Origin of the sequence: Micromonospora sp. NBC_01796, assembly GCF_035917455.1 — a bacterium.
In the GTDB taxonomy this organism is placed as follows: domain Bacteria; phylum Actinomycetota; class Actinomycetes; order Mycobacteriales; family Micromonosporaceae; genus Micromonospora_G.
On record NZ_CP109078.1, the window covers coordinates 2,679,455 to 2,700,315 of the forward strand.

The 20,861-nt window shown below is 71.6% G+C and carries 16 protein-coding genes, 1 tRNA gene and 1 pseudogene; 8 read left to right on the top strand and 10 right to left on the bottom strand.

The genetic code is table 11. The features are described 5' to 3' along the window. Positions 1–86: 86 nt before the first annotated feature. The 7 genes and pseudogenes from OIE47_RS12320 to OIE47_RS12350 form a co-directional block, all read right to left on the bottom strand. A complete protein-coding gene (locus tag OIE47_RS12320; RefSeq protein WP_326561635.1) occupies positions 87–1,001 on the bottom strand; it encodes a GNAT family N-acetyltransferase in 915 nt (304 codons plus the stop codon). Between the two features lie 14 nt (positions 1,002–1,015). Beyond that, entirely contained in the window at positions 1,016–2,767 is a 1,752-nt protein-coding gene (locus OIE47_RS12325; RefSeq protein ID WP_326563070.1) for a protein kinase domain-containing protein, read from the bottom strand. Between the two features lie 70 nt (positions 2,768–2,837). Then, positions 2,838–3,305: a hypothetical protein gene (locus OIE47_RS12330; RefSeq protein WP_326561636.1), complete on the bottom strand. Its 468-nt coding sequence runs from the start codon at positions 3,303–3,305 to the stop codon at positions 2,838–2,840. Positions 3,306–3,588: 283 nt separating this feature from the next. Further along, a pseudogene (locus OIE47_RS12335) lies at positions 3,589–7,275 on the bottom strand (adenylate/guanylate cyclase domain-containing protein); the annotation flags it as partial. Next, on the bottom strand, positions 7,272–8,195 hold the full coding sequence (locus tag OIE47_RS12340; protein ID WP_442792081.1) for an MBL fold metallo-hydrolase: 924 nt from the start codon (positions 8,193–8,195) through the stop codon (positions 7,272–7,274). The pseudogene OIE47_RS12335 and the gene OIE47_RS12340, both read right to left, overlap by 4 nt. A 224-nt stretch (positions 8,196–8,419) precedes the next feature. After that, on the bottom strand, positions 8,420–8,881 hold the full coding sequence (locus tag OIE47_RS12345) for a RidA family protein (protein WP_326561637.1): 462 nt from the start codon (positions 8,879–8,881) through the stop codon (positions 8,420–8,422). Further along, positions 8,878–9,033 carry a hypothetical protein gene (locus OIE47_RS12350; RefSeq protein WP_326561638.1) on the bottom strand — a complete coding sequence of 52 codons (156 nt, stop codon included), beginning with the start codon at positions 9,031–9,033 and terminating at the stop codon, positions 8,878–8,880. Before OIE47_RS12350 ends, OIE47_RS12345 begins: the two co-directional genes overlap by 4 nt. Before the next feature lie 1,130 nt (positions 9,034–10,163). On the opposite strand from OIE47_RS12350, the gene OIE47_RS12355 reads away from it, so the two are divergent. From OIE47_RS12355 to OIE47_RS12365, 3 genes are read left to right on the top strand one after another with little or no spacing between them, the layout of a single operon-like run. Then, positions 10,164–10,742, top strand: coding sequence for an Rv0361 family membrane protein (locus tag OIE47_RS12355; protein ID WP_442792148.1), 579 nt, complete (start codon positions 10,164–10,166; stop codon positions 10,740–10,742). Positions 10,743–10,781: 39 nt separating this feature from the next. Next, complete coding sequence (locus OIE47_RS12360; RefSeq protein ID WP_326561640.1) at positions 10,782–11,756, top strand: ArsA-related P-loop ATPase; 975 nt, start codon at positions 10,782–10,784, stop codon at positions 11,754–11,756. Between the two features lie 54 nt (positions 11,757–11,810). Continuing rightward, the gene (locus OIE47_RS12365; RefSeq protein WP_326563071.1) at positions 11,811–12,962 is read left to right on the top strand and encodes an ArsA family ATPase; all 1,152 of its coding nucleotides are present in this window, start codon (positions 11,811–11,813) and stop codon (positions 12,960–12,962) included. Here OIE47_RS12365 and OIE47_RS12370 read toward each other — a convergent pair. Next, positions 12,949–13,245 (bottom strand): WhiB family transcriptional regulator, encoded by a 297-nt coding sequence (locus tag OIE47_RS12370; RefSeq protein WP_326561641.1) that lies wholly within the window; start codon positions 13,243–13,245, stop codon positions 12,949–12,951. The two genes, OIE47_RS12365 and OIE47_RS12370, sit on opposite strands and share 14 nt — an antisense overlap. Before the next feature lie 409 nt (positions 13,246–13,654). Here OIE47_RS12370 and OIE47_RS12375 point away from each other — a divergent pair, with 409 nt between their 5' ends. After that, on the top strand, positions 13,655–16,090 hold the full coding sequence (locus tag OIE47_RS12375) for a penicillin-binding protein (RefSeq protein ID WP_326563072.1): 2,436 nt from the start codon (positions 13,655–13,657) through the stop codon (positions 16,088–16,090). Between the two features lie 140 nt (positions 16,091–16,230). Here OIE47_RS12375 and OIE47_RS12380 read toward each other — a convergent pair whose 3' ends face one another. Further along, a complete protein-coding gene (locus OIE47_RS12380) occupies positions 16,231–16,686 on the bottom strand; it encodes a GatB/YqeY domain-containing protein (RefSeq protein ID WP_326561642.1) in 456 nt (151 codons plus the stop codon). Positions 16,687–16,711: 25 nt separating this feature from the next. Here OIE47_RS12380 and OIE47_RS12385 point away from each other — a divergent pair, with 25 nt between their 5' ends. From OIE47_RS12385 to OIE47_RS12400, 4 genes are all read left to right on the top strand, one after another. Next, on the top strand, positions 16,712–17,605 hold the full coding sequence (locus OIE47_RS12385) for a metallophosphoesterase (protein ID WP_326561643.1): 894 nt from the start codon (positions 16,712–16,714) through the stop codon (positions 17,603–17,605). 95 nt (positions 17,606–17,700) lie between these two features. Next, a tRNA-Pro gene (locus tag OIE47_RS12390) sits at positions 17,701–17,774 on the top strand. Between the two features lie 30 nt (positions 17,775–17,804). After that, positions 17,805–17,954 carry a hypothetical protein gene (locus tag OIE47_RS12395; RefSeq protein WP_326561644.1) on the top strand — a complete coding sequence of 50 codons (150 nt, stop codon included), beginning with the start codon at positions 17,805–17,807 and terminating at the stop codon, positions 17,952–17,954. Positions 17,955–18,206: 252 nt separating this feature from the next. Continuing rightward, a complete protein-coding gene (locus tag OIE47_RS12400; RefSeq protein ID WP_326561645.1) occupies positions 18,207–19,619 on the top strand; it encodes a sensor domain-containing diguanylate cyclase in 1,413 nt (470 codons plus the stop codon). Between the two features lie 168 nt (positions 19,620–19,787). Here OIE47_RS12400 and OIE47_RS12405 read toward each other — a convergent pair whose 3' ends face one another. Further along, a complete protein-coding gene (locus OIE47_RS12405) occupies positions 19,788–20,855 on the bottom strand; it encodes an aspartate-semialdehyde dehydrogenase (RefSeq protein WP_326561646.1) in 1,068 nt (355 codons plus the stop codon). Positions 20,856–20,861 lie beyond the last annotated feature (6 nt).

Consider the following 20,861-nt stretch of genomic DNA (forward strand, 5'->3'; position numbering starts at 1 on the left):
TGTGGTGCCCGAACAGCGTTGATGATCCGCTTTTGCGTACCGCCACAAGTGCAAGATCGACGCGCTGCTGGGGGCGGGAGGAGGGGTTACGGGTGGGGTGGGGATGGGCGGTGGTAGCCGTACGTCTGGTGGCGTCGGTGGAAGCCGAGGGATTCGTACAGGCGGGCGGCGGGCAGGTTCTCGGCGTCGTGGTTGATCGTTACGGTGGTCATTCCCACCGAGCGCATCAGGCGCATGGCGTGCAGCATCACCGCCCGCGCTAACCCCCGCCGCTGGAATTCGGGGTGGGTGCCGACCGGCTCGAAGTGCCCGGTGCCGTTGCGTACGTCGACCCAGTAGACGGCGAACGCGGCGATCCGCCCGTCCGGCGCCTCGACCACGATCTCCCGTTCGGGCTGGTAGCCGGGCTTCTCCATCACCGCCGTCCGGTACAGCTCCCCGGTCCAGTTGTCGTCGAACGAGTGGTTGCGAGCCGCCGCGAGCTGCTCGGCGTCGGCCATCCGCGCCGAGCGGACCACAAAACCGGCGGGCACCGGGGAGTCGCCGACGGGGTCGGACAGGTCGCGTTCCCTGCTGTCGTCCCAGGTGCGGAAACGGGCGAAGCCGAGTTCACCGAGCAGCCCGATCCGGGTCGTGTCGCAGTCGAACACGTCGGTCAGCACGTACCCGTCGCCGGATCCGCCGGTCAGCAGGCCGGCGGTGGTCTCGTACGCGTCGCGCAGCATGCGCAGCTCGGCGGGCGTACCGCGTAACGCGGGTGCGGTGAACACGTCGAACGCCGCACCGAAGCGGAGATTGATGGCTAGACCGACGACGGTGTCCCGGTCCTCCCACAGGTGCACGAGTTCGCCGACCGGACGCTGTCCACGGAGGTTCTCGTAGATCCGGTGCGGCAGCTCACCGACGTGGTCGTAACCGCATCTGCCGGCGGTGGCGATCCAGCCGGCGAAGGTTTCCTGGAGCCGTGGCAGGTCCTGGTCGGAGTAGGGGCGCCTGTTCACGTCGGTCGATCCGCTCAGCGGCCGAGGGTGGGACCGGTCAGGCCGTTGGTTCCCTTGCCTGCCAGGCACCGGAACAGGCGCTCACCCGGCGCCAGTTCGGCCCCGTTCGGCGGCAGCACCTGGAACTGCCAACCGCCGGTACTGCGCAACTGGGTGGCGACCCGGAAGGTGTTGTCGTTGCAGACCTTCTGCACGGTCGAGTCGCGCCAGATCGCCTGGTGGTCCGCGGCGTCGACCTCGGCCGGCAGGTCACCCACGGCGTACGCCTCCCAGGTGTGTCGGCCGGCGCAGGAGACGGAGGTGGCGGCTGCCTGGGTGCCGTCGATCCGCATCGGGCCGAAGCACTCCAGTGCGTCGGTGCAGCGACCCCCGCCCGGCAGCGGGGCGCCGCATCCGGGCAGCGCCCCACCGACCGGCAGGTTGGCCGTGGACCCGGTCGGTGGCGCGGCCGGTTCGGTCGTACGGACGCCGCTGCTCGCCGACATCGGCGGGTCGGACCGGGCCACGTACCAGGAGCCCGTGGCGGCGGCCACCATCAGGGCGAGTACGCCGAACCCGCCGAAGAACCAGCGCAGCCGCCGACGGCGCGGGTTGGTCCGTACGGTCGGGTGGTCGTCGTCGTAGCGGGCGGCGGCCGGCGGACGCGGCGCGGGCGGCTCGTCACGGTGGCCGAAGCCGGCCGGGGGGCGCGGGCCGGGGACCGTTGCGCCGCCGGTGTCGTGCGGGTGCGGTGCGGTCGGACCGGTGAACGTGTTGCCGAACGCGGGTGCCCCGGAGACGGGTGAGCCGAAGCTGGGCGGGCCCGAGGCCGGTGGGCCGTAGCCGGGTGGCCCGGAGACCGGTGAGCCGGTGTCCGGCGGGCGTGGGGTGCCGGAGGTCGGCGACGCCGGGTACGGGGACGGGGTGAACGGGGACCCGGAGATCGGCGCGCCGGAGGTGGGGATGCCGGAGACCGGGGCGCCGGAGATCGGGGCGACCGGGCCGAGCGGGAGCGCGGCGAGCAGGTCCCGGAACTGTTCGGCGGACGGCCGTGCCTGCGGGTCGTTGGCCATGCCGAACCGGAGCACCTCGACCAGCTCGGGTGGGACGCCGGGGAGGTCGGGGATGGGTTCGCTGAAGAGTTCCATCAGCGTGATCAGGCTCGGGTTGCGGTCGGCCCGCCAGCGCGGGGGCTTGCCGTGCATGACCGCGTAGAGGGTGGCGGAGAGCGCGTAGACGTCGACCGCCGGGGAGGGCGGGCTGTGCCGGAACATCTCCGGCGGCGCGTACGCCGGGGTGAGCACCTCCAGGGTGACCGACGAGTCCCGGACCTCGGCCAGCACGGCCAGCCCGAAGTCGGCGAGGACCGCCGGGTTGAAGTGGGAGTGCAGGATGTTCGCCGGTTTCACGTCGCGGTGCAGCACGCCCATGGCGTGCGAGTGGGCCAGGGCGTCGGCGATCTTCACCCCGAGGTCGCGGGCCTCCGCCGGGCCGAGTGGCGAGTTGCGCATCCGTTCCGCGTACGAGCCGTCGCAGAGTTCCATGATCAGGTACGGGTGCTGGTCGGCGGTGACCCCGGCGTCGAAGAGGTCGACAACGTGCGGGTGCGAGGACATCCGCCCGGCGGCCCGCGCCTCGCGGAGGAACCGGCGCTGGTCGCGTTCGCTACCGAGGGTGCGGTTCTCCACCTTGACGGCGACCTCGCGCCCGACCGACCCCTGCGTGGCCCGGTAGACGGTGGCATATCCACCCCGGGCAAACACGTGCAAATCCGTCAGACCGGGCACCACTGGTTTCGGTAGCGCGCCTGGCGGGGTGTTGGTCACGGTAACGAAAATACCGAAGACGGCGGACGCGTCAGCGGCCCGCATCGGTCGGCGACCGGACAACACCGGTCGCCGGGGAGGTCAGAGCCACATCGGACCGTCGCGAATCAATCCAGAGCCCGACCCCCGTGGCCACCGCGCCGAGCCCTTCCCAGGCGGCCACGCCGAAGAATTTTCCGGGCGCGGAGTCGGTCAGCACCAGAGTGGTGAAGACGCTGAACGTGACCAACCGGAAAAACACCGTGAAACGGAAGAACGCTCGCCATTCAGTGTGCACGGCGACCAGGTAGTAGACCCCCATGTTCACCGCGGCCATGGACGACGCCGCGATGTACGTACGGGTGTAGTCACCACTCGCCCGATCGGCCGCGTCGATCACCTCGAAGCCCAGCAGACGCAGCAACGCCTCCGGCCGGATCAGCCCGACCAACCCCAGCACCAGGGCGAGTACGCCGAAAACGGCGATCGTCCAGCCCGCAGCCGAGCGCGGCAGCTTCATCGGTTCCTCCAGACACCCGGCGTACGCAGACGGCCCGACCTGCGCACCCGACCCGACAGCCGGACGCGCGGAGGTGTCCCGCGGGCGTCCGGTGTGGACCGTGGAAGATCTACGCTAGCGGCTGAGCGGCCGACCCGGACTCGGCCAGACCGGCAGAGTCGGTCAAACCCGCCGCACCCGCCAGACCGGCGGCGTCGGCCAGACCGGCCGCGCGGGCCAGGGCGGCCGAATCCGACAGGGTGTCGCCGCCCGGAGACTCGTCGACCCTCGGGGCGGGCAGGCGCGACGCCAACTCGGCGCAGAGCGCGTCCACCCCGGCCCGCTCGCTCGTCTGCTGCGTCGAGTACGCCAACCGCACCGCCTCCGCGGCGGCCACCCCGGCCTCCGCGTACTCGCCCATCGCGGCCAGCGTCTCGGCCAACGTCCGGCGCGCCAGCACCACGCTCCGTACGTCCTCGGCCGATGCCGCCACCGCCCGACGCGCCCAGTCCAGCGCCTGCACCGGCTGACCCTCGGCGAGCAGCGCCGAGGCGTACCGGGCCAGGGTCTGCTGGCGGGAGAAGAGCAGCGACGGGGTGCTCGCACTGGTCGCCAGCGGGGCCAGCAGCCCCACGGCGGTGCTCGGGTCACCGGCGGTCAACCGGGCGGTGGCCAGCAGCACCCGGGGACCGACCTGCACCGGAGCCAGCGAGTTGTGCGGCTCGACCGCAGCCAGGACCGCCCGGGCGTCCCGCTCGGCCGTCTCCACGTCGCCCCGCTCCAACGCCACAAAACCGCGCAACGTCCCGGCCAGACCGGTCAGCAGCGGGTGCGCGGTCCGGTCGCCGTACGACAGGGCGTCGGTGAGCAGGTCGGCGGCGTGCTCCGGCTCGCCCAGCCCGCGCGCCACGACTCCGCGTACGACCAGGGCGAAGCCCCGGCCCCAGTCGTCGGAGACGGCCGCGAAGTCCCGGTACGCCCGGCGGGCCGCCCGGTCGGACTCGGTCAGCTCGCCCAGTTCGGCGGCGGCGAACGCCTCCACCGCGCGCAGGGTGCCGACCGCCCACGCCTCCCCGACCCGTTCACCGAACGGCAGGAAGACCCGGGCCAGCCGGCGGGCCTCGGCGAGTCGGCCGGCGAGCAGCCGGGCGAACGCGGTGGTGCCGCGCAACCAGGCCTGCCCGACCGGATCGTGGGTTTCGGCGAAGAGTCGGGCGGCCCGGCCGAGCACCGCGTCGGTGCCGGCGAAGTCGCCCCGGGTGGTGGTCACCCAGGCCAGGTTCTGCAACGACCAGGCCTGCCCGCGCCGGTCGTCCGCGGCGAGGTTGACCTGGTACGCCCCGGCGAACCGGCTGCTCGCCTGGCTCAACCGGCCGTTGAAGAAGTCGCTCATGCCGAGCCGGCGCATCGCCGAGGCCCGGGGCGCCGGCAGGTCGGCGGCGGTGGCCACCTGCAACGCGTCCTGCCAGGTGTCGACCGCCCGCCGGTGGTCACCGATGGCCTGGTACGCCTGCCCGGCGATGAGCAGTGCCCCGGCCCGTCGGATCGGGTCGTCGGCGGCGTTGGCGCCGATCTTCTCGGCGAAGGTGAGCGCGTCGGCGGGGCGCCCGATCTGCAACAGGGCGCGGGCGTGGACGAGCTGGTCGGAGCCGGGGACCTCGTCACCGGCGAGCGCGGCGGCGCGTTCGGCGTACTCGACCGCGAGGGACGGTTCCCCGGCGGCGATCGCTTTCCGGGCGGACCGGTTCAGCGCGCTCACGCCCAGCGGGGCAACCGTACGGGCCACCGAGTCGGTCCGCAGGCCGACCGCGTCGGCGAGCGCGACGGCCCGTTCGACGTGTTCGGCGACGAACGCGTCCCGGAGCCCCTCCGGCAGTCCGGACCGGTCCCGGACCACGCCCAGCGCACCATCGACGGCAACCGCACCGTCGGCCGGTCCGAGCCCGTCGGCCGTACGCAGGAGCCCGTCGGCGGGTTGGGGCAGTTCGCCTGGTGCGGCCCACCGGGCGAGCGCGGCGTGCCGTTCGGCGAGGTCGGCCTTGCCGATCCCGGCGTACGCGGCCTCGCGCATCAGCGGGGTGGCGAACGTGTAGCCGTCGCGGGTGCGGTGCAGCATCCGGCGTTGCAGGAGTTCCTCGACGGCGCGGTCCAGTTCGCCGGTGTCGACCGAGGCGGGGCCGCCGTCGCGTCCGGTCCGCCGCTCCCGGAGCGCCTCGAGTGCGCCGGCCGGGACGGTGTCGCCGACGACGGCGGCGTCACGCAGCACCGATCGGGCGTCGGCGGGCAGTGCGTCGATCCGGGCGGCGAGGACCGCGGCCAGGTCACGGGAGAGCAGCCGGCTGCCCAGCGATCCCGGCACCAGCCGCCAGGTGACACCGGTGCCGGCAACCGGCTGGGTCGCCTGTTCCCGCTCGCTCACCTCGACCAGGGCGCCGCGTTCGATCAGCAGGGTGACGAGTTCGGCGAGGTAGAACGGGTTGCCCTGGGCGGTGGCGAGCAGCCGGTCGGTGTCGGCCTGCGGCAGCCGGCCGCCGCCGAGGTACGTGGTGAGCAGCCGGGCCGCGTCGGCACCCCGCAGCGGTGGCAGGGCGTTGACCTCGGCGTCCGCGACCCCGGTCAGGGCTCCGGCCGTACGGACCAGTTCGGGGCGGCCGAGCAGCAGCGCCAGCACCGGTCCGGTCAGTCGGGACAGGGTCTGGCCGAGGGCGTCGACGGTTTCCGGGGTGGCGTCGTGCAGGTCGTCGACGATCACCACCATCGGTGTCTCGGCGGCGAGCGCGCTGAGCAGGTCGGAGACCGCTGCCGGTACGGCACCGGCGTCCGGGACCGGCCCGCTCGGCGCCCACTCGGCGGCACCCACCGGTACGCCGGCAGCCGGCGTCAGGTCGCCGTACCCGAGCAGGGCGAGGAGCAGGTCGGAGGGGATCGGTGGCTGGTCGGGGCGGAACCGGGCCAGTCGCTGGCCGAGCCGGCGCAGCCGTTCCTCGACCACCGGCCGGGTGAGCGCGGGGTTCCCCCCGCTGGGCAGGCCGACGGCGGCGCGTACGAGGTCGGCCAGCGGCGCCAGCCGGCGACGCTCGCCGAAGGCGGCACAGCGTACGGAAAGCACCCTGGCGCCGGTGTGCGCGGCGAACCGCCCGGCGCCGACGTCGTAGCCGGCGGCCAGCCGTTCGACCTCGGCCGCGAACCGGGACTTGCCGACCCCGGCCTCGGCCGTCATCAGCAGCACCCGGGACTCGCCCCGGTCGATCACCTCGGCGAGCCGGCCGGCGACCCGACCGATCTCGGTTTCCCGGCCGACGAAGGGTGCCTCGTCGCCGAGCCCGGACCGGGTGCCGGGGGCGTCGAGCAGACCGAGCAGTTCGTACGCCTCGACCGGCTGGCGCTTGCCCTTGAGCCGCAGCGGGCGCAGTTGCCGCCAGGAGGAGACGTGCCGGGTGACGGCGGCGGTGCTGGCACCGGCGTAGACCGCGCCGATCGCGGCGGCGTCGGCGAGCCGGGCGGCGGTGTTCACGGTGTCGCCGATGACGGTGTACTCGATCGCGGCCTGGATGCCGGCGACCACGTCGCCGGTGTTGAGCCCGACCCGCAGGCCGAGCGGGGCACCGCCGCCACGTTCGTCGTCGAGCACCCGGCGGACGGCCCGCTGCATGGACAGGGCGGCCCGTACCGCCCGTTCGGCGTCGTCCTCGTGGGCGACGGGGGCACCGAAAACGGCCATGATCCCGTCACCGGTGAGCTTGTCGACGTGGCCGCCGAAGGTCTTGACCGCACCGGCCAGGGAGGCGAGGACCCGGTCGGTGACCGCGCCGACCCGCTCGGGGTCGAGGTCCTCCGACCAGGAGGTGAAATCGGACAGATCACCGAAGAGGACGGTAACCACCCGGCGTTCGGCCGCCGGCAGGGTCGCGGCAGCCGGCAGCGCGGCACCACAGTTGTGGCAGAACCGCGCGCCGGGCACGGCGACGGTTCCACACACCGGGCAGGTCACGGGAGGTCCAACCCACCGGCCCCCGGCCCGTGTTCCCGAATTTCGGGATCGGGCCCGTTTTCCCGGGCGAGATGGTCGACCGACCCGTTCTCCCGGGCGGGGACTGACCCGTCTTCCCGGGCGAGATAGTCGAGTTGGGCGCGGACGGACCATTCGGCGGCCCACCAGAGCGACCGGTCGACGTCGGCGTAGACGGCGGCCACGACCTCGGGCGCGGTGGTCGCACCGGCGGCGACCGCCTGGCGTACCTGGTCCAGCCGGGCCCGCCGGTGGGCCAGGTAGAACCGGGCCGCCACGGCGCAGTCGGCGAGCGCCGGGCCGTGTCCGGGCAGGGCCGGCAATCCGTCGTACGCGGTGAGCAGCTCCAGGCTGTCGAGGTACTGCCCGAGGTCCCCGTCCGGATGGGCGACCACGGTGGTGCCCCGACCGAGGATGGTGTCCCCGGTGAAGACCGCCGCCGGTGGTTCCGTCTCGATCAGGTCGGACGGTTCGACCAGGTAACAGACCGAGTCGGCGGTGTGTCCCGGCGTGTCCAGTGCGGCGAACTCCAACCCGTACGCGTCGAAGCTCTCGGTCGCCACGAGGGGGTCGGTGCCGACGCAGTGGGCCGCGTCCGCCGCGAGTACGCGGGTCCCGCCCAGCAGGTCGGAGAGGCGACGGGCGCCCTCGACGTGGTCAGCGTGCCCGTGGGTGATCAGGATGAGCCCGATCGGCCCCTGGGCGGCGATCGCGGTGAGGTGTCCCTCGTCCAGCGGTCCCGGATCGATCACGACCCCGGCGCGCTGGCCGGCCGCTCGCAGAAACCAGGTGTTGGTGCCGTCGAGGGTCATCGGACCCGGGTTCGGTGCCCGTACCAGCGTCACCCAGCTCGGTAGCTGGTCGGCGAGCGCCGCAGCCGGCGCGATCACGTGGCCAGTCATGGCAGGAATGGTACGACCCGGCGATGTCACCCCCGTGTCGCCTTTCCCCCACCCCACCCTCTCCCCACCCTCCCCACCCCCTCCCCCGCCCTCCCCACCCCTCCCTCTCGCGCGATCTTGCACTTGTGGCGGTGGACGTACCCACGCATCGGGGACAATTCCCGGCACCACAAGTGCAAGATCGCCGCAGAGGAAGGGGGCGGGGGAGGGAGGGGGTGGGAGGGTTAGGCGACCTCGACGATGACCTCGACCTCGACGGGGGAGTCGAGGGGGAGTTCGGCCACACCTACGGCGCTGCGTACGTGGCGGCCGGCCTCGCCGAAGACGGCACCGAACAGGTCCGAGGCCCCGTTGAGTACGCCGGGCTGGCCGGTGAAGCCCTCCGCCGAGGCGACAAACCCGGTCACCTTGACGATCTTGACGACGTTCTCCAGCCCGACCAGCGAGTCGACGGCCGCCAGGGCGTTGATGGCGCACCGCTCCGCGAGGTCCTTCGCCTGCTCGGCCGAGACCCCGTTACCGACCTTGCCGGTGGCGAGCAGCTTCCCGTCCACGACCGGGAGCTGCCCGGAGACGTAGACGTGGTGGCCCGACTGCACCGCCGGGACGTACGACCCGAGCGGCTGCACCACGTCGGGCAGGTTCAGCCCCAGCTCGGCGAGCTTGGCGTGTGGTCCGGTGCTCACGACTTCGGCCGCTTGAGGTACGCGACGAGCTGCTCCGGGTTCGGGCCCGGCACCACGCCCACCAGCTCCCAGCCGTCCTCGCCCCAGTTGTCGAGAATCTGCTTGGTCGCGTGCGTGAGCAGCGGCACCGTGGCGTACTCCCACTTCTGCATCGCTGGCTGGCTCCCTCGTTCTTGGCTGCTTCGCCGGACGGCGTACGGATGTGCCGGACAGCCTACGGGCAGCGTCCGGCCTCTCCCGGTGCCGCCACCCCGCAAGGGTGCAACTGACACCTGACGGCTGGTGCACGACGGCTACCCTCAGCCGCGGGCGGGCACGTATGCTCTCTCGCCAAGCCTGATCACTGCGCCAGCTCTGGGCGGCCCTGCCGGTGAGCGGTAGGGCTGCCGTGGGACCGACGTACCGAGGCCCTACGGGGGAGACGATGACTCAACCGCCCAACGGCGGCGTGGCCGAACCGCGGGGCGGTCAGCCGCCCCACGACGACGAGGCCGCGCGGCCGACCCCGGTGTCCCCGGACGCCGGACCCGCCGAGGCCGACGGCACGCCGACCCCGGCGGTCGAGCCGGAAACCACCCCGGCCGCCCCCGCAGCGGACCAGACACCTTCCCCGCAGCCGGTCGAGCAGGCACCCCGGTCGAAGACAGAGTCTGAGCCGGCAGCGGCAGCGGAGTCGACCGCATCGCCGAAGACGTCGGAGCCGACCGCAGCACCGCCAGCAACGTCGGAGCCGGCCGAGGCACCATCAGCGGCGCCGGAGCCGACCGCATCGTCAGCGGCGTCGGAGCAGGCCGCGGCACCGCCAGCCCAGCCGGGGCCGGTTCCGCCCGCGCAGGCGCAGGCGGAACCTCCGGCCCCGTCGCAGGAAACCTCGGCGTCGTCGGAGGAGCCCTCAGCGCCTTCGGAGGAGCCCACGACGCGGCCGTTGGCGGAGCAGGCGCCGTCAACGGCGGAACAGGCGGCGGCTCCGTCGGAATGGGCCCCGCCCCAGCCCGGCACGCCCGCCGCCGGGGAGCAGGCGCCCCCGACCCAGCCGATCGCGGGTCAGACGCCAACCCAGCCAATCTCGGCCCAGACGCCAACCCAGCCGATCCCCGGCCAGACGCCGACCCAGCCGATCCCCGGCCAGCCCTTGTCGGGACAGCCCGTGCCGGGGACGCCGTACCCGGGGCAGCCGGTGTCCGGGGTGCCGTACCCGGGGCAGCCCGTGCCGGGACAGCCGTATCCGGGGCAGCCCGTGCCGGGACAGCCGTATCCGGGGCAGCCGGTGCCGGGGCAGCCGGTGCCGGGGCAGCCGGTGCCGGGGCAGCCGGTGCCGGGGCAGCCGGTGCCGGGGCAGCCGGTGCCGGGGGCGGCCGAGTTCGGGCAGCCGGGTTATCCGGTGCCGCCGGGCTATCCGCTGCCGGTGCAGCCGCCGAAGAAGAGGCGCGGCCTGCTGATCGCCTCGATCGTGCTGGCGGTGGCGGTGGTGCTCTGCGGTGGCGGTGGACTCGCGGCGTTCCTGGTGCTGCGCAACGCGGAGACCGGCCAGGGCGCACCCAACCCGGCCACGGCGGTGGACGGGTTCCTGAAGGCCGTCTACACCGACAAGGACGCGGACAAGGCCGCCTCGTTGGTCTGCGCACAGGCCAACGACAAGGCCGCGGTCGCGGACAAGGTCGACGAGGTGAAAAAGCTCTCAGAGACGTACAAGACGCCCCGGTTCAAGTGGAACCCACCGAAAGTTGACGATCAGGCCGGTGACCGGGCAATCGTCTCGGTGCAGCTCACGATGACGACCGGGGACGAGAAGACCGCGGAGCAGCAGCTCAAGTTCACGGTGATACAGAAAACCGGTTGGCGGGTCTGCGAGGTGGGCTAGCTCGTGGCGTAGCCACTACGGCTGGTTACGCTCGTATACGTGCGAGCAGGTGAGGGGTCGGTCGGTCAGCCCGGTAAGGGCTGGCCGTCCCGTCTGCATGTGGTGACCGGCAAGGGCGGGACCGGGAAGACCAGCGTCGCCGCGGCCCTGGCCCTCGCGCTGGCCAGCGAGGGGCGACGCACCCTGCTGGTGGAGGTCGAGGGCCGGCAGGGCATCGGCCAGCTCTTCGGCACCGGGCCGCTGCCGTACGAGGAGCGGCGCATCGTCGAGCTTCCCGGCGGCGGTGAGGTACGCGCACTCGCCGTCGACCCCGAAGAGGCGTTGCTGGAATACCTCGACATGTTCTACAAGCTCGGTGCCGCCGGCCGCGCGCTGCGCAAGCTCGGCGCGATCGACTTCGCCACCACCATCGCCCCGGGCCTGCGGGACGTGCTCCTGACCGGCAAGGTCAAGGAGGCGACCACCCGGACCGCGGACAAGCGCCGGGTGTACGACTCCGTGGTGCTGGACGCCCCGCCCACCGGCCGGATCGGTCGTTTCCTCAACGTCACCGCCGAGGCGGCCCGGCTGGCGAAGGTCGGCCCGATCAAGACCCAGAGCGAGGGTGTGGCGGCCCTGTTGCGCTCACCGATCACCTCCGTACACGTGGTCACGCTGCTGGAGGAGATGCCGGTCCAGGAGACGATCGACGCGATCGGCGAGCTGAACAAGCTGCGCATCCCGGTCGGGAAGGTGATCGTCAACAGCACCCGGCCGGCGCTGCTGGCGGCCAAGGTGAGTCAGGCGGAGCTGCGCCGGGGACTCGCCGCGGCCGGACTGCCCGCCGACCGGGCCACCGTCGCCGGCCTGCACACCGAGGCCCGCGACCAGCTCACCCGCCGGGAGTTGGAGGAGTCGCTCCGGTCCGATCTGGTCGAGTTGGGGCTGCCGTTGGTCGAGTTGCCCCTGTTGCCGGATGGGGTGGACCGAACGGCTCTCGACCGGCTCGCAACGGTCTTGGCCAGCGCCGATTGACTCACACCTGAGCGCTGCCCTGGGCAGTGGGCGGCTCAATCCCGATACGCTCGGATCGTGCCTTCCGATCAACCAGCGCCGCAGCTGGACGTCGACCAGATCCTCGCCGATTCGGGCGTACGGATCGTGGTCTGCTGTGGCTCGGGCGGTGTGGGTAAGACGACCACCGCGGCGGCGCTGGCGCTGCGCGCGGCCGAGGTCCACGGCCGGCGTACGGTCGTGCTCACCATCGACCCGGCCCGCCGGCTGGCCCAGTCGCTCGGCCTGACCGAGCTGGACAACACGCCCCGGCAGGTCAAGGGCATCGACGTGGAGGCCAGCGGCGGTGAGTTGCACGCCATGATGCTGGACATGAAGCGGACCTTCGACGACGTGGTGCTCGCGCACAGCGATCCCGCGAAGGCCGCGGAGATCTTCGCCAACCCGTTCTACCAGGCGATGAGTTCGACCTTCGCCGGTACGCAGGAGTACATGGCGATGGAGAAGCTGGGCCAGTTGCACGCCCGGGGCGAGTGGGACCTGATAGTGGTCGACACCCCGCCGTCCCGGTCGGCGCTGGACTTCCTGGACGCCCCGGCCCGGCTCTCCCGCTTCCTCGACGGACGGATGCTGCGGCTGTTGCTGGCTCCGGCCCGTTCCGGCGGTCGGAGCATGTTCAGCCTGGTCACGGCGTCGTTCGGGATGTTCTCGCGGGCGGTGCAGAAGGTGCTCGGCGCCCAGTTGCTCACTGATCTGTCCGGGTTCGTCGCGGCACTGGACTCGATGTTCGGCGGCTTCCGGCAGCGGGCGGAGCAGACGTACCGGATTCTGCAGGCCAGGGAGACGGCGTTCCTGCTGGTCGCGGCGCCGGAGCCGGACGCGGTCCGGGAGGCTGCCTATTTCGCGGGTCGGCTCGGCGAGGAGCGGATGCCGCTGGCCGGGCTGGTGATGAACCGGGTGCACCGTACGGCGGTGGACGAGCCGACGGCACCGGAGGCGTTGGCTGCCGCGGACCGGCTGGCCGAGTTGGGCGGTCACGAGACGACGGTGGAGACGCTGCGGGCGCATGCGGCGTTGGCCCAGCAGGCGGCCCGGGAGCAGCGGGTGGCGTCGGCGTTCACCGAGGCGTACCCGCAGGTGCCGACGGTGGCGGTCACGGCGCAGCCCGCCGACGTTCATGACGTCGACGGGCTGCGAACGATTGGCGCCGCGATCAGCCGGTCGTGACCAGAGACTTGTCCTTGTTCTTCAGTGCGGCTTCGAACATCTTGCGCCAGCTGGCCACCTGCGGGTGCCGGCGCAACAGCGCCCGCCGTTCCCGCTCGGTCATGCCACCCCAGACGCCGAACTCGATACGGTTGTCGAGCGCGTCGGCCAGGCACTCGTAGCGCACCGGGCAACTTCGGCAGATCCGCTTCGCCACGTTCTGTTCGGCGCCCTGTACGAACAGCGCGTCAGGGTCACCGTTCTGACACGCCGCCAAAGTGGGCCAGTCTGTGATCATGCCCATCTGTTCACGTCCCCCCTTGCTTTTCCCGCTACCGACTCGTGCCGATCAGCCGGCCACTAACCCCCCGGCCATCCGTCGCGCCTGCCCCCAGGCGGCACGGACGACGTGCGATTTCCCTCGCCGGACCATCATGCTCTGTAGTCGACTGATTACGCAACGTTGTCGGCCAAATTCATTAATCCGGACACTCCGGGCTTCTTGCCCGGTCGTCTGTGCTGTCTACCCGGCTGCGATGTACGAAAACGCTGCGGAGATCCGTCGAATGGAGGAGACTCGGCAGCACGGTGCCCGCAACCGCATGCCTGGGTCCGTGCGTTTAGCACAACGAGACCAGCGCCCGCAGGAAATGGGGAAAGTACGCGGAGCGCGACCTCGATGCTGACTCACGTACCCTGACGAGGTGACCCGGATGCGGAAACGCGACCACAATGTCTTTGCCAACGGCGCATCGCTACTGATCTGTGGCCTGCTGGCCGGGGTGGTGGTCGCCGCGGCCGCCTTCCCCGCGGTAGCGATGTCCGGCCTGGCCGCCAAGGCCGGCGCCGAGACCTTCGACAAGCTACCGACCGAGCTGACGGTCAAGATGGCGCCACAGATCAGCTACCTGTACGCGTCGGACGGCAAGACGGTGCTCGCCACCATGTACGACGAGAACCGGCGGGACGTCCCGCTCAAGGACATCGCCCCGATGATGCAGAAGGCCATCATCGCGGCCGAGGACCACGACTTTTACCAGCACAACGGCGTTGACATGAGGGGCATCGCACGAGCCTTCGTCGCCAACAACAGCGCCAACCAGACCACCCAGGGTGCCTCCACCCTCACCATGCAGTACGTCCGGCAGGCGATCGCGTACTCGGCGACGCACCCGCAGGACGTGGTGGCGGCCACTGAGGACACCACCGCGCGCAAGCTGCGCGAGATGCGCTACGCCCTCCAGATCGACAGCGAGCTCTCCAAAGAGGAGATCCTGGAGCGCTACCTGAACATCGCGCCCTTCGGCAACGGTGCGTACGGCATCTTCGCGGCCAGCCAGGTCTACTTCAACAAGCACCCGAAGGACCTGACGATCGACGAGGCGGCGATGCTCGCCGGCCTGGTCAAGGCTCCCTCGGAGTACAACCCGGCGACCGCCAGCGGTTACCCGCAGGCGGTGGAGCGGCGCAACTACGTCATCGAGAACATGTTCGACATCGGCGCGATCACCCGCCAGGAGGCCGACACCGCCAAGACGGTCAAGCTGACCATCAGCGGCCAGCGGGCGCCGAACGGCTGCGTGGCCACCAGCAAGAACCACTGGGGCTTCTTCTGCGACTTCTTCTACCGCTGGTGGATGGACCAGGAGACCTTCGGCGCGACCACGTACGACCGGGAGCGGCGGCTGAAGTCCGGCGGCTACAGCATCGTCACCACGCTCGACGTGCAGGCGCAGGATTCGGCGAAGAAGGCGGTCGAGAAGCATCTCGCGACCGGCAAGAAGGAAGCGTTGATGGTGGCCGGGATCGAGCCGGGCACCGGTCGGGTACGCGCCCTCGCGGTCAACCGGAACTACAAGCTCGACGACCCGAACAAGCCGGCGAACGGTGCCTCCACCAACCCGAAGGCCCGCAAGGGCGCCCGGGGCACCTACCCCAACACCACCAACCCGCTGCTCAGCGGCGGTGGTGACATCACCGGTTACCAGGCCGGGTCGACGTTCAAGATGTTCACCATGGTGGCGGCCCTGGAGAAGGGCCTGCCGCTGGCACACACGATCAACGCCCCGGAGGAGTACGTCTCCAAGTACCCGGTCGGGTTCAACAGCGACGCGGCGTGCAAGGGCACGAGCAAGTACTGCCCGCGTAACGCCAGCAAGAGCATGGCCGGTCCGCACAACATGTGGAGTGCCTTCGGCATGTCGGTGAACACCTACTTCGTGCCGCTCGAGGAGCAGGCCGGCGCTCTCAACACGATCAAGGCGGCCCAGCGGCTCGGCATCAACTTCCGGTCGAGCAAGGACGCCACCATGGCCACCGAGGAAGGCGGCGGCGACCTCTGGGGTGCGTTCACCCTCGGTGTCTCCGCGACCACGCCGCTGGACCTGGCCAACTCGTACGCCACCCTCGCCGCCGACGGCAAGTACTGCGAGCCGATCCCGGTGCAGGAGATCCGCGACCTGAGCGGCAAGACGCTCGACATCGCGAACCCCCGCTGCGAGCAGCGGTTCAAGGCCGAGGTCGCCCGAGCGGCCGTCGACGCCGCCCGGTGCCCGGTCGGTGACAACTCGCCGACCACGCAGTGCAAGACCCGCACCGCGGGCAACGTACGCGGCATCGTCGGCAAGCCGGTCGCCGGCAAGAGCGGCACCACCGACTCGGACCGGACCGCCAGCCTGGTCGTCATGACCAAGCAGCTCTCCGTGGCCGGCATCCTGGCCGACCCGGACTGGCCCGAGACCACCGAGAAGATGGACCACGACAAGGTCAACCCGGCGGTCTACGAGACGCTGCGGGACGCGATGAAGGGCAAGCCCAGCGTCCAGTTCACCCCGCCGAGCGGCAAGCTCGTGCAGGGCGACCAGCGCTCGATCCCGAACGTGGAGTGCCAGTCGATCGAGTCGGCGAAGTCCAGGATCAAGGGCGCCGGCTTCGAGGTCGAGGTGGCCCGGTCGCAGACCAACTCGAAGTGCCCGGCCGGCACCGCCGCCGGCACCAACCCGGACGGTCGCACGATCAAGGGCGGCGTCGTGGTCATCGAGGTCAGCAACGGCAAGGGCGGGGGCGGCCCCACGCCGGGCGGAAACGGCCCCAGCCGCCCCGGTACCGGCCCGGACGGCCCCAACCTGGGTCGACCCCCGGGCGAGTGACGATCGGGTACGGCAGACAGTGATGGGCGGGCACTCAGGTGCCCGCCCATCGTCGTTGCGTACGTCGTCGTTGCTCCTGGCCGCCCCGCCGTCGGGCGGTCAGGAGCCGCAGGACCCCGTTGAGGAGCCGCAGGGACCGCTCAGGAGCCGAGCTGCCGGCGTACCTCGGCCGCGACCCTGCCGCCCTCGGCCCGGCCCGCCACCGCGGCCTGGCTCGCCTTCATCGCCGGGCCCAACTGGGCCTTGTTCTCGAAGCCGCCGACGGCGAGCGCCCCACGGACCAGCTCGGCCAACTCCTCGTCGCTGAGCTGCTTGGGCAGGTAGCGGTCCAGCACCTCGCCCTCGGCCCGCTCCTTGGCAGCCTGCTCGGTACGGCCCGCGTCACCGAACGCGGTCGCCGCCTCGCGGCGCTTCTTCGCCTCCTTGGTCAGCACCGACAGCACCTCTTCGTCGGAAAGCTCCCGCTTGGCCTTGCCGGCGACCTCGGCGTTGCCGATCGCGGCGAGTGCCATCCGCAGGGTCGACGTGGTCAGCTCGTCCCGCGCCTTGAGGGCGGTACGCATGTCAGCGGTGAGGAGGTCCTTCAGCGTGCTCATGACTCGTCAAACTACCCTGGTCGCCATGCAGAAGCGCACCGTATTCCGACTGGCGGCCGGCACCGTGGCGGCCGGAGCGGCCACCCTCGCGTACGCCTCACTCGTCGAGCGCAACCTGTTCACCCTCCGCCGGTTCGACGTACCGGTGCTTGCCACGGACGCGGAGCCGTTGCGCATCCTGCACCTCTCCGACCTGCACATGACCCCGGATCAGGGACGCAAGCAGCGCTGGGTCGCCTCCCTCGCGGCCACCGACCCGGACCTGGTGGTGGTGACCGGCGACAACCTGGCCCACCCCGAGGGCGTGCCGGGGGTGCTGCGGGCGCTCCAGCCACTGCTGGACGTGCCGGGGGCGTTCGTCTTCGGCTCCAACGACTACAAGGGCCCGGTCTGGAAGAACCCGCTGAGCTACGTGCTGCCGGAACGGGACTACGTCCAGGGCGTCGACCTGCCGACCGAGGACCTTCGCGAGGTGCTGGTCGGAGCCGGCTGGGCCGACCTGAACAACGCCCGTACGACCATCAAGGCTGGCGGCCGTACGGTCGAACTGGTCGGGGTGGACGACCCGCACGTCGAGCGGGACGACTACGCCTCCGTGTCCGGGCCGGCGTCCGAGCAGGCCGACCTCACGATCGGGCTGACCCACTCGCCCGAGCCGCCGTTGCTGGACGAGATGGCCGCCGACGGCTTCCAACTGCTGCTCGCCGGGCACACCCACGGGGGCCAGGTCTGCGTACCGTTCTACGGCGCCCTGACCACCAACTGCGACCTGCCCCTGTCGATGGCCAAGGGCCTGCACCGGTGGCCCGACTCGGACTCGTGGTTGCACGTCTCGGCCGGGGTCGGCACCCATCCGACCGCCCCGATCCGGTTCGCCTGCCGGCCGGAGGCGTCGCTGCTGACCCTGATTCCGCGCTGACCTGCCCACCCGGGCCGGCAGCGGTCCAGGTCGGCGCCCCGCCGGGATACCGAATTTGACCACCGAGGCTGGTGGGCTACTATTTGTCGGCAGCTCGGGGTGTAGCGCAGCTTGGTAGCGCGCTTCGTTCGGGACGAAGAGGTCGTCGGTTCGAATCCGGCCACCCCGACGAGTTGAGGGGCCATTCCCAGCGATGGGGGTGGCCCCTTCTGCTGTCCGGTCCCAACAGCCACCCCTCGCGTCCGAGACCAAGATCGCGCGCGATCCGGTGTCCCCCGCGCTGCTGGCCGCCGTCGTCCTGGTCGCCCTGCCGGCCGCGAACGCCTTCTACCAGCGCGACCGCCCGTGATCATGCTGTGAGAGGCACCACACGGGTGGTGGCCGTGGCGGATACCGAAGGTGATGAGCACTGCTCAGAGCCGTGTTCACAGCCACCTATGATGATCGACTTAGGGCAGCGGTTCCGGACCCGTGGGTAATCTTGGTCGTACGCCGCCCGGTCTGCCACCGGGCGGTCACCCCTCCCCAGCCCCTCCTGGAACGACAAAAGGTGCCCCCGGAACCCGATCGAGTCATCCCCGCCCTGACGGCCCGCTTACCCATGGCGTCGACCGCTCTGGAGGCCTGCCAGCTCACCGTCACCGCCCTCGGGCGGTACGCGCCGGCGCAGGTCTCCGTACTCCTGCCGCTGCACGACCGGCTCCGGCGGGTCGCCGCCACCGGCTCCTGGCAGATCTTCGCCACCGTCCCGATGAAGACCGGCATCGCCGGCAGGGTCTTCACCTCCGGGCAGGCCCTCACCACCGGGCAGGGCGCGACCGTCGAGGACGAGGGTCGCATCGAGGCGGACGAACCGCCGCTGCGCGCCGGGGTGGTCGCCCAGACCTGCGTACCGATCCTCGACCCGGCCGGCGGGCCGGTGGGCGTACTGGCGTTGGAGTGGACCGAGAAGGTCGATCTTGACGCCTGGCAGGCGGTCGCCGAGCAGGTCGGCGGCCGACTCGGTGCCCGGATCACCGCCCTCGGTGGCCCACCGGCGGAGAGCCGGGACGAGAAACTGCTCCGGCACGCCGCCGCGCTGACCGCTGCGTCCGACGAACCGGACCTGGTCGCCGCCGCGATCGACGCCGCCCGGGACGTGTCCGGTCTCACCTCGGCGATCCTGGTGCTCGCCCGTCCCGCCGGCCTGCGGCTGGTCGCACCCGACCCGCGCAGCGGCGACCCGGCCGAGCCCGAGTGCCGGATCCGCACCAGCCTGTCCGCCACCGAGCGGTACGCCGCCCTGGACCGGCTGATGAACCGGGTGCACCACTGCGGTTCCACGTACACGCTGGCCCAGGCCGGGGCGACGGTGGCCGACGACGAGTACGACCTGCCGCTGCCGGACGGGGTCGGCACGCTGATCGCCGTACCGCTGGGTCCGGCCGACACCGGCGGTCTGCTGTTGGTCGCCGACGAGCGGGTGCGGCGACCGGATCCGACCACGGTGAACCTGCTGGAACTGCTCGCCGCGCAGGCCTGGATCTGCCTGGACCGGCTGCGGAGCCTCGCCGGGCTGCGCGAGCGGGCCGGCTCCGACCCGTTGACCGGGCTGCGCCACTACGGTTCGTTCGGTGAGCGGATCACCGAGACCACTCCCGGCCGCACCGCGCTGCTCGCCATCGACGTGGACGACTTCAAAATCATCAACGACACGTACGGACACCAGGCGGGTGACCAGGTCCTGGTGGAGCTGGCCCGCGCCCTGGAGCTGGCGTTGCGTCAGGGCGACGAGCTGTACCGGGTCGGTGGTGACGAGTTCATCGCGGTGATCGAGGTCGGGCGACCCGAGGAGGCGGCCGGAATCGCCGAACGCCTGGTCACGGCAGCCCGCCGAATCGGTCGCACGATCAGCGTCGGCGTTGCCGTCCAACACGACGCCGAGTCACCCGAGCTGACCCTGCGCCGCGCCGACGCCGCCCTCTACGACGTCAAACGCGACGGCCGCGACGGCATCCGCCTAGCCGCCGCCTGACCCACTCCCCCGCTCCCCACTCCCGCTCCCCACCCCCGCTCCCCCCGCTTTCGTCGGCGATCTAGGGCAAATACGTGCTAGTTGATCTCCGATGACAACCATTTGCCCTAGATCGCGGGCGAGGGGTGGAGGCACAGGGGGGTGAGGGGGGGTGAGGGGAGGGGGTGGTTAGCGGGGGGTGGAGGAGTATTCGGCGGCGAGGAGTTCGGCGATCTGGGCGGTGTTGAGGGCGGCGCCCTTGCGCAGGTTGTCGCCGGTGATGAAGAGGTCGAGCGCGCGCGGGTCGTCCATCGAGCGGCGGATCCGGCCGACCCAGGACGGGTCGGTGCCGACGGCGTCGATCGGCATCGGGAACTCGCCCCGCTCGGGGTCGTCGACCAGGATCACCCCGGGTGCGTTGCGCAGTGCCTCGCGCGCCCCCTCAGCGTCCACCTCGGACCCGAAAACCGCGTGTACGGCCACCGAGTGCCCGGTCACCACCGGGACGCGTACGCAGGTCGCCGAGACCTTCAGATCGGGCAGGCCGAGGATCTTGCGGGACTCGTTGCGCATCTTGAGTTCCTCGGACGACCAGCCCCCGTCGGCGAGCGAACCGGCCCACGGCACCACGTTGAGCGCCAGCGGTGCGGGGAACGGGCCCAGCTCGTCCCCGACCGCCTGCCGTACGTTGCCGGACCGGGAGCCGAGCCCCCGGTCCCCGGCGATCTTCGTGAGCTGGTCGTGCAGGGTGTCCACGCCGGCCTGACCGGCACCGGAGACCGCCTGGTACGACGCGAGCACCAACTCCCGTAGTCCGTACTCGCGGTGCAGGGGCGCGATCGCGACGATCATGCCGAGGGTGGTGCAGTTGGCGTTGGCGATGATGCCCCTGGGCCGGTTGCGTACCTGTTCCGGGTTGATCTCCGGCACCACCAGCGGAACGTCCCGGTCCATCCGGAAGGCCCCGGAGTTGTCGACCGTCACCGCGCCACGGGAGACCGCGATCGGCGCCCACTCGGCGGCGACCTCGTCCGGTACGTCGAACATCGCCACGTCGACGCCGTCGAACGCCTCGGGGGTCAGTGCCCGTACGGTGAGCTGCTCACCCCGGCAGAGCCGCTGCTGCCCGACCGACCGCGCGGACGCGATCAGCCGGATCTCCCCCCACACGTTCTTCCGGGACGAGAGCAGATCGCACATCACGGTGCCGACGGCACCGGTCGCCCCGACGATCGCAAGGGTGGGCAGCTGGCCCATGAGGGG

Bases quoted from the DNA above. Each gene is read 5' to 3' on its own strand.
- OIE47_RS12385 (WP_326561643.1), top strand. From the start codon at position 16,712: ATGCAGAAGCGCACCGTATTCCGACTGGCGGCCGGCACCGTGGCGGCC.
- OIE47_RS12375 (WP_326563072.1), top strand. From the start codon at position 13,655: ATGCGGAAACGCGACCACAATGTCTTTGCCAACGGCGCATCGCTACTG.
- OIE47_RS12350 (WP_326561638.1), bottom strand. From the start codon at position 9,033: ATGCAGAAGTGGGAGTACGCCACGGTGCCGCTGCTCACGCACGCGACC.
- OIE47_RS12405 (WP_326561646.1), bottom strand. From the start codon at position 20,855: ATGGGCCAGCTGCCCACCCTTGCGATCGTCGGGGCGACCGGTGCCGTC.
- OIE47_RS12400 (WP_326561645.1), top strand. From the start codon at position 18,207: ATGGCGTCGACCGCTCTGGAGGCCTGCCAGCTCACCGTCACCGCCCTC.
- OIE47_RS12340 (WP_442792081.1), bottom strand. From the start codon at position 8,195: ATGACTGGCCACGTGATCGCGCCGGCTGCGGCGCTCGCCGACCAGCTA.
- OIE47_RS12380 (WP_326561642.1), bottom strand. From the start codon at position 16,686: ATGAGCACGCTGAAGGACCTCCTCACCGCTGACATGCGTACCGCCCTC.
- OIE47_RS12330 (WP_326561636.1), bottom strand. From the start codon at position 3,305: ATGAAGCTGCCGCGCTCGGCTGCGGGCTGGACGATCGCCGTTTTCGGC.
- OIE47_RS12370 (WP_326561641.1), bottom strand. From the start codon at position 13,245: ATGGGCATGATCACAGACTGGCCCACTTTGGCGGCGTGTCAGAACGGT.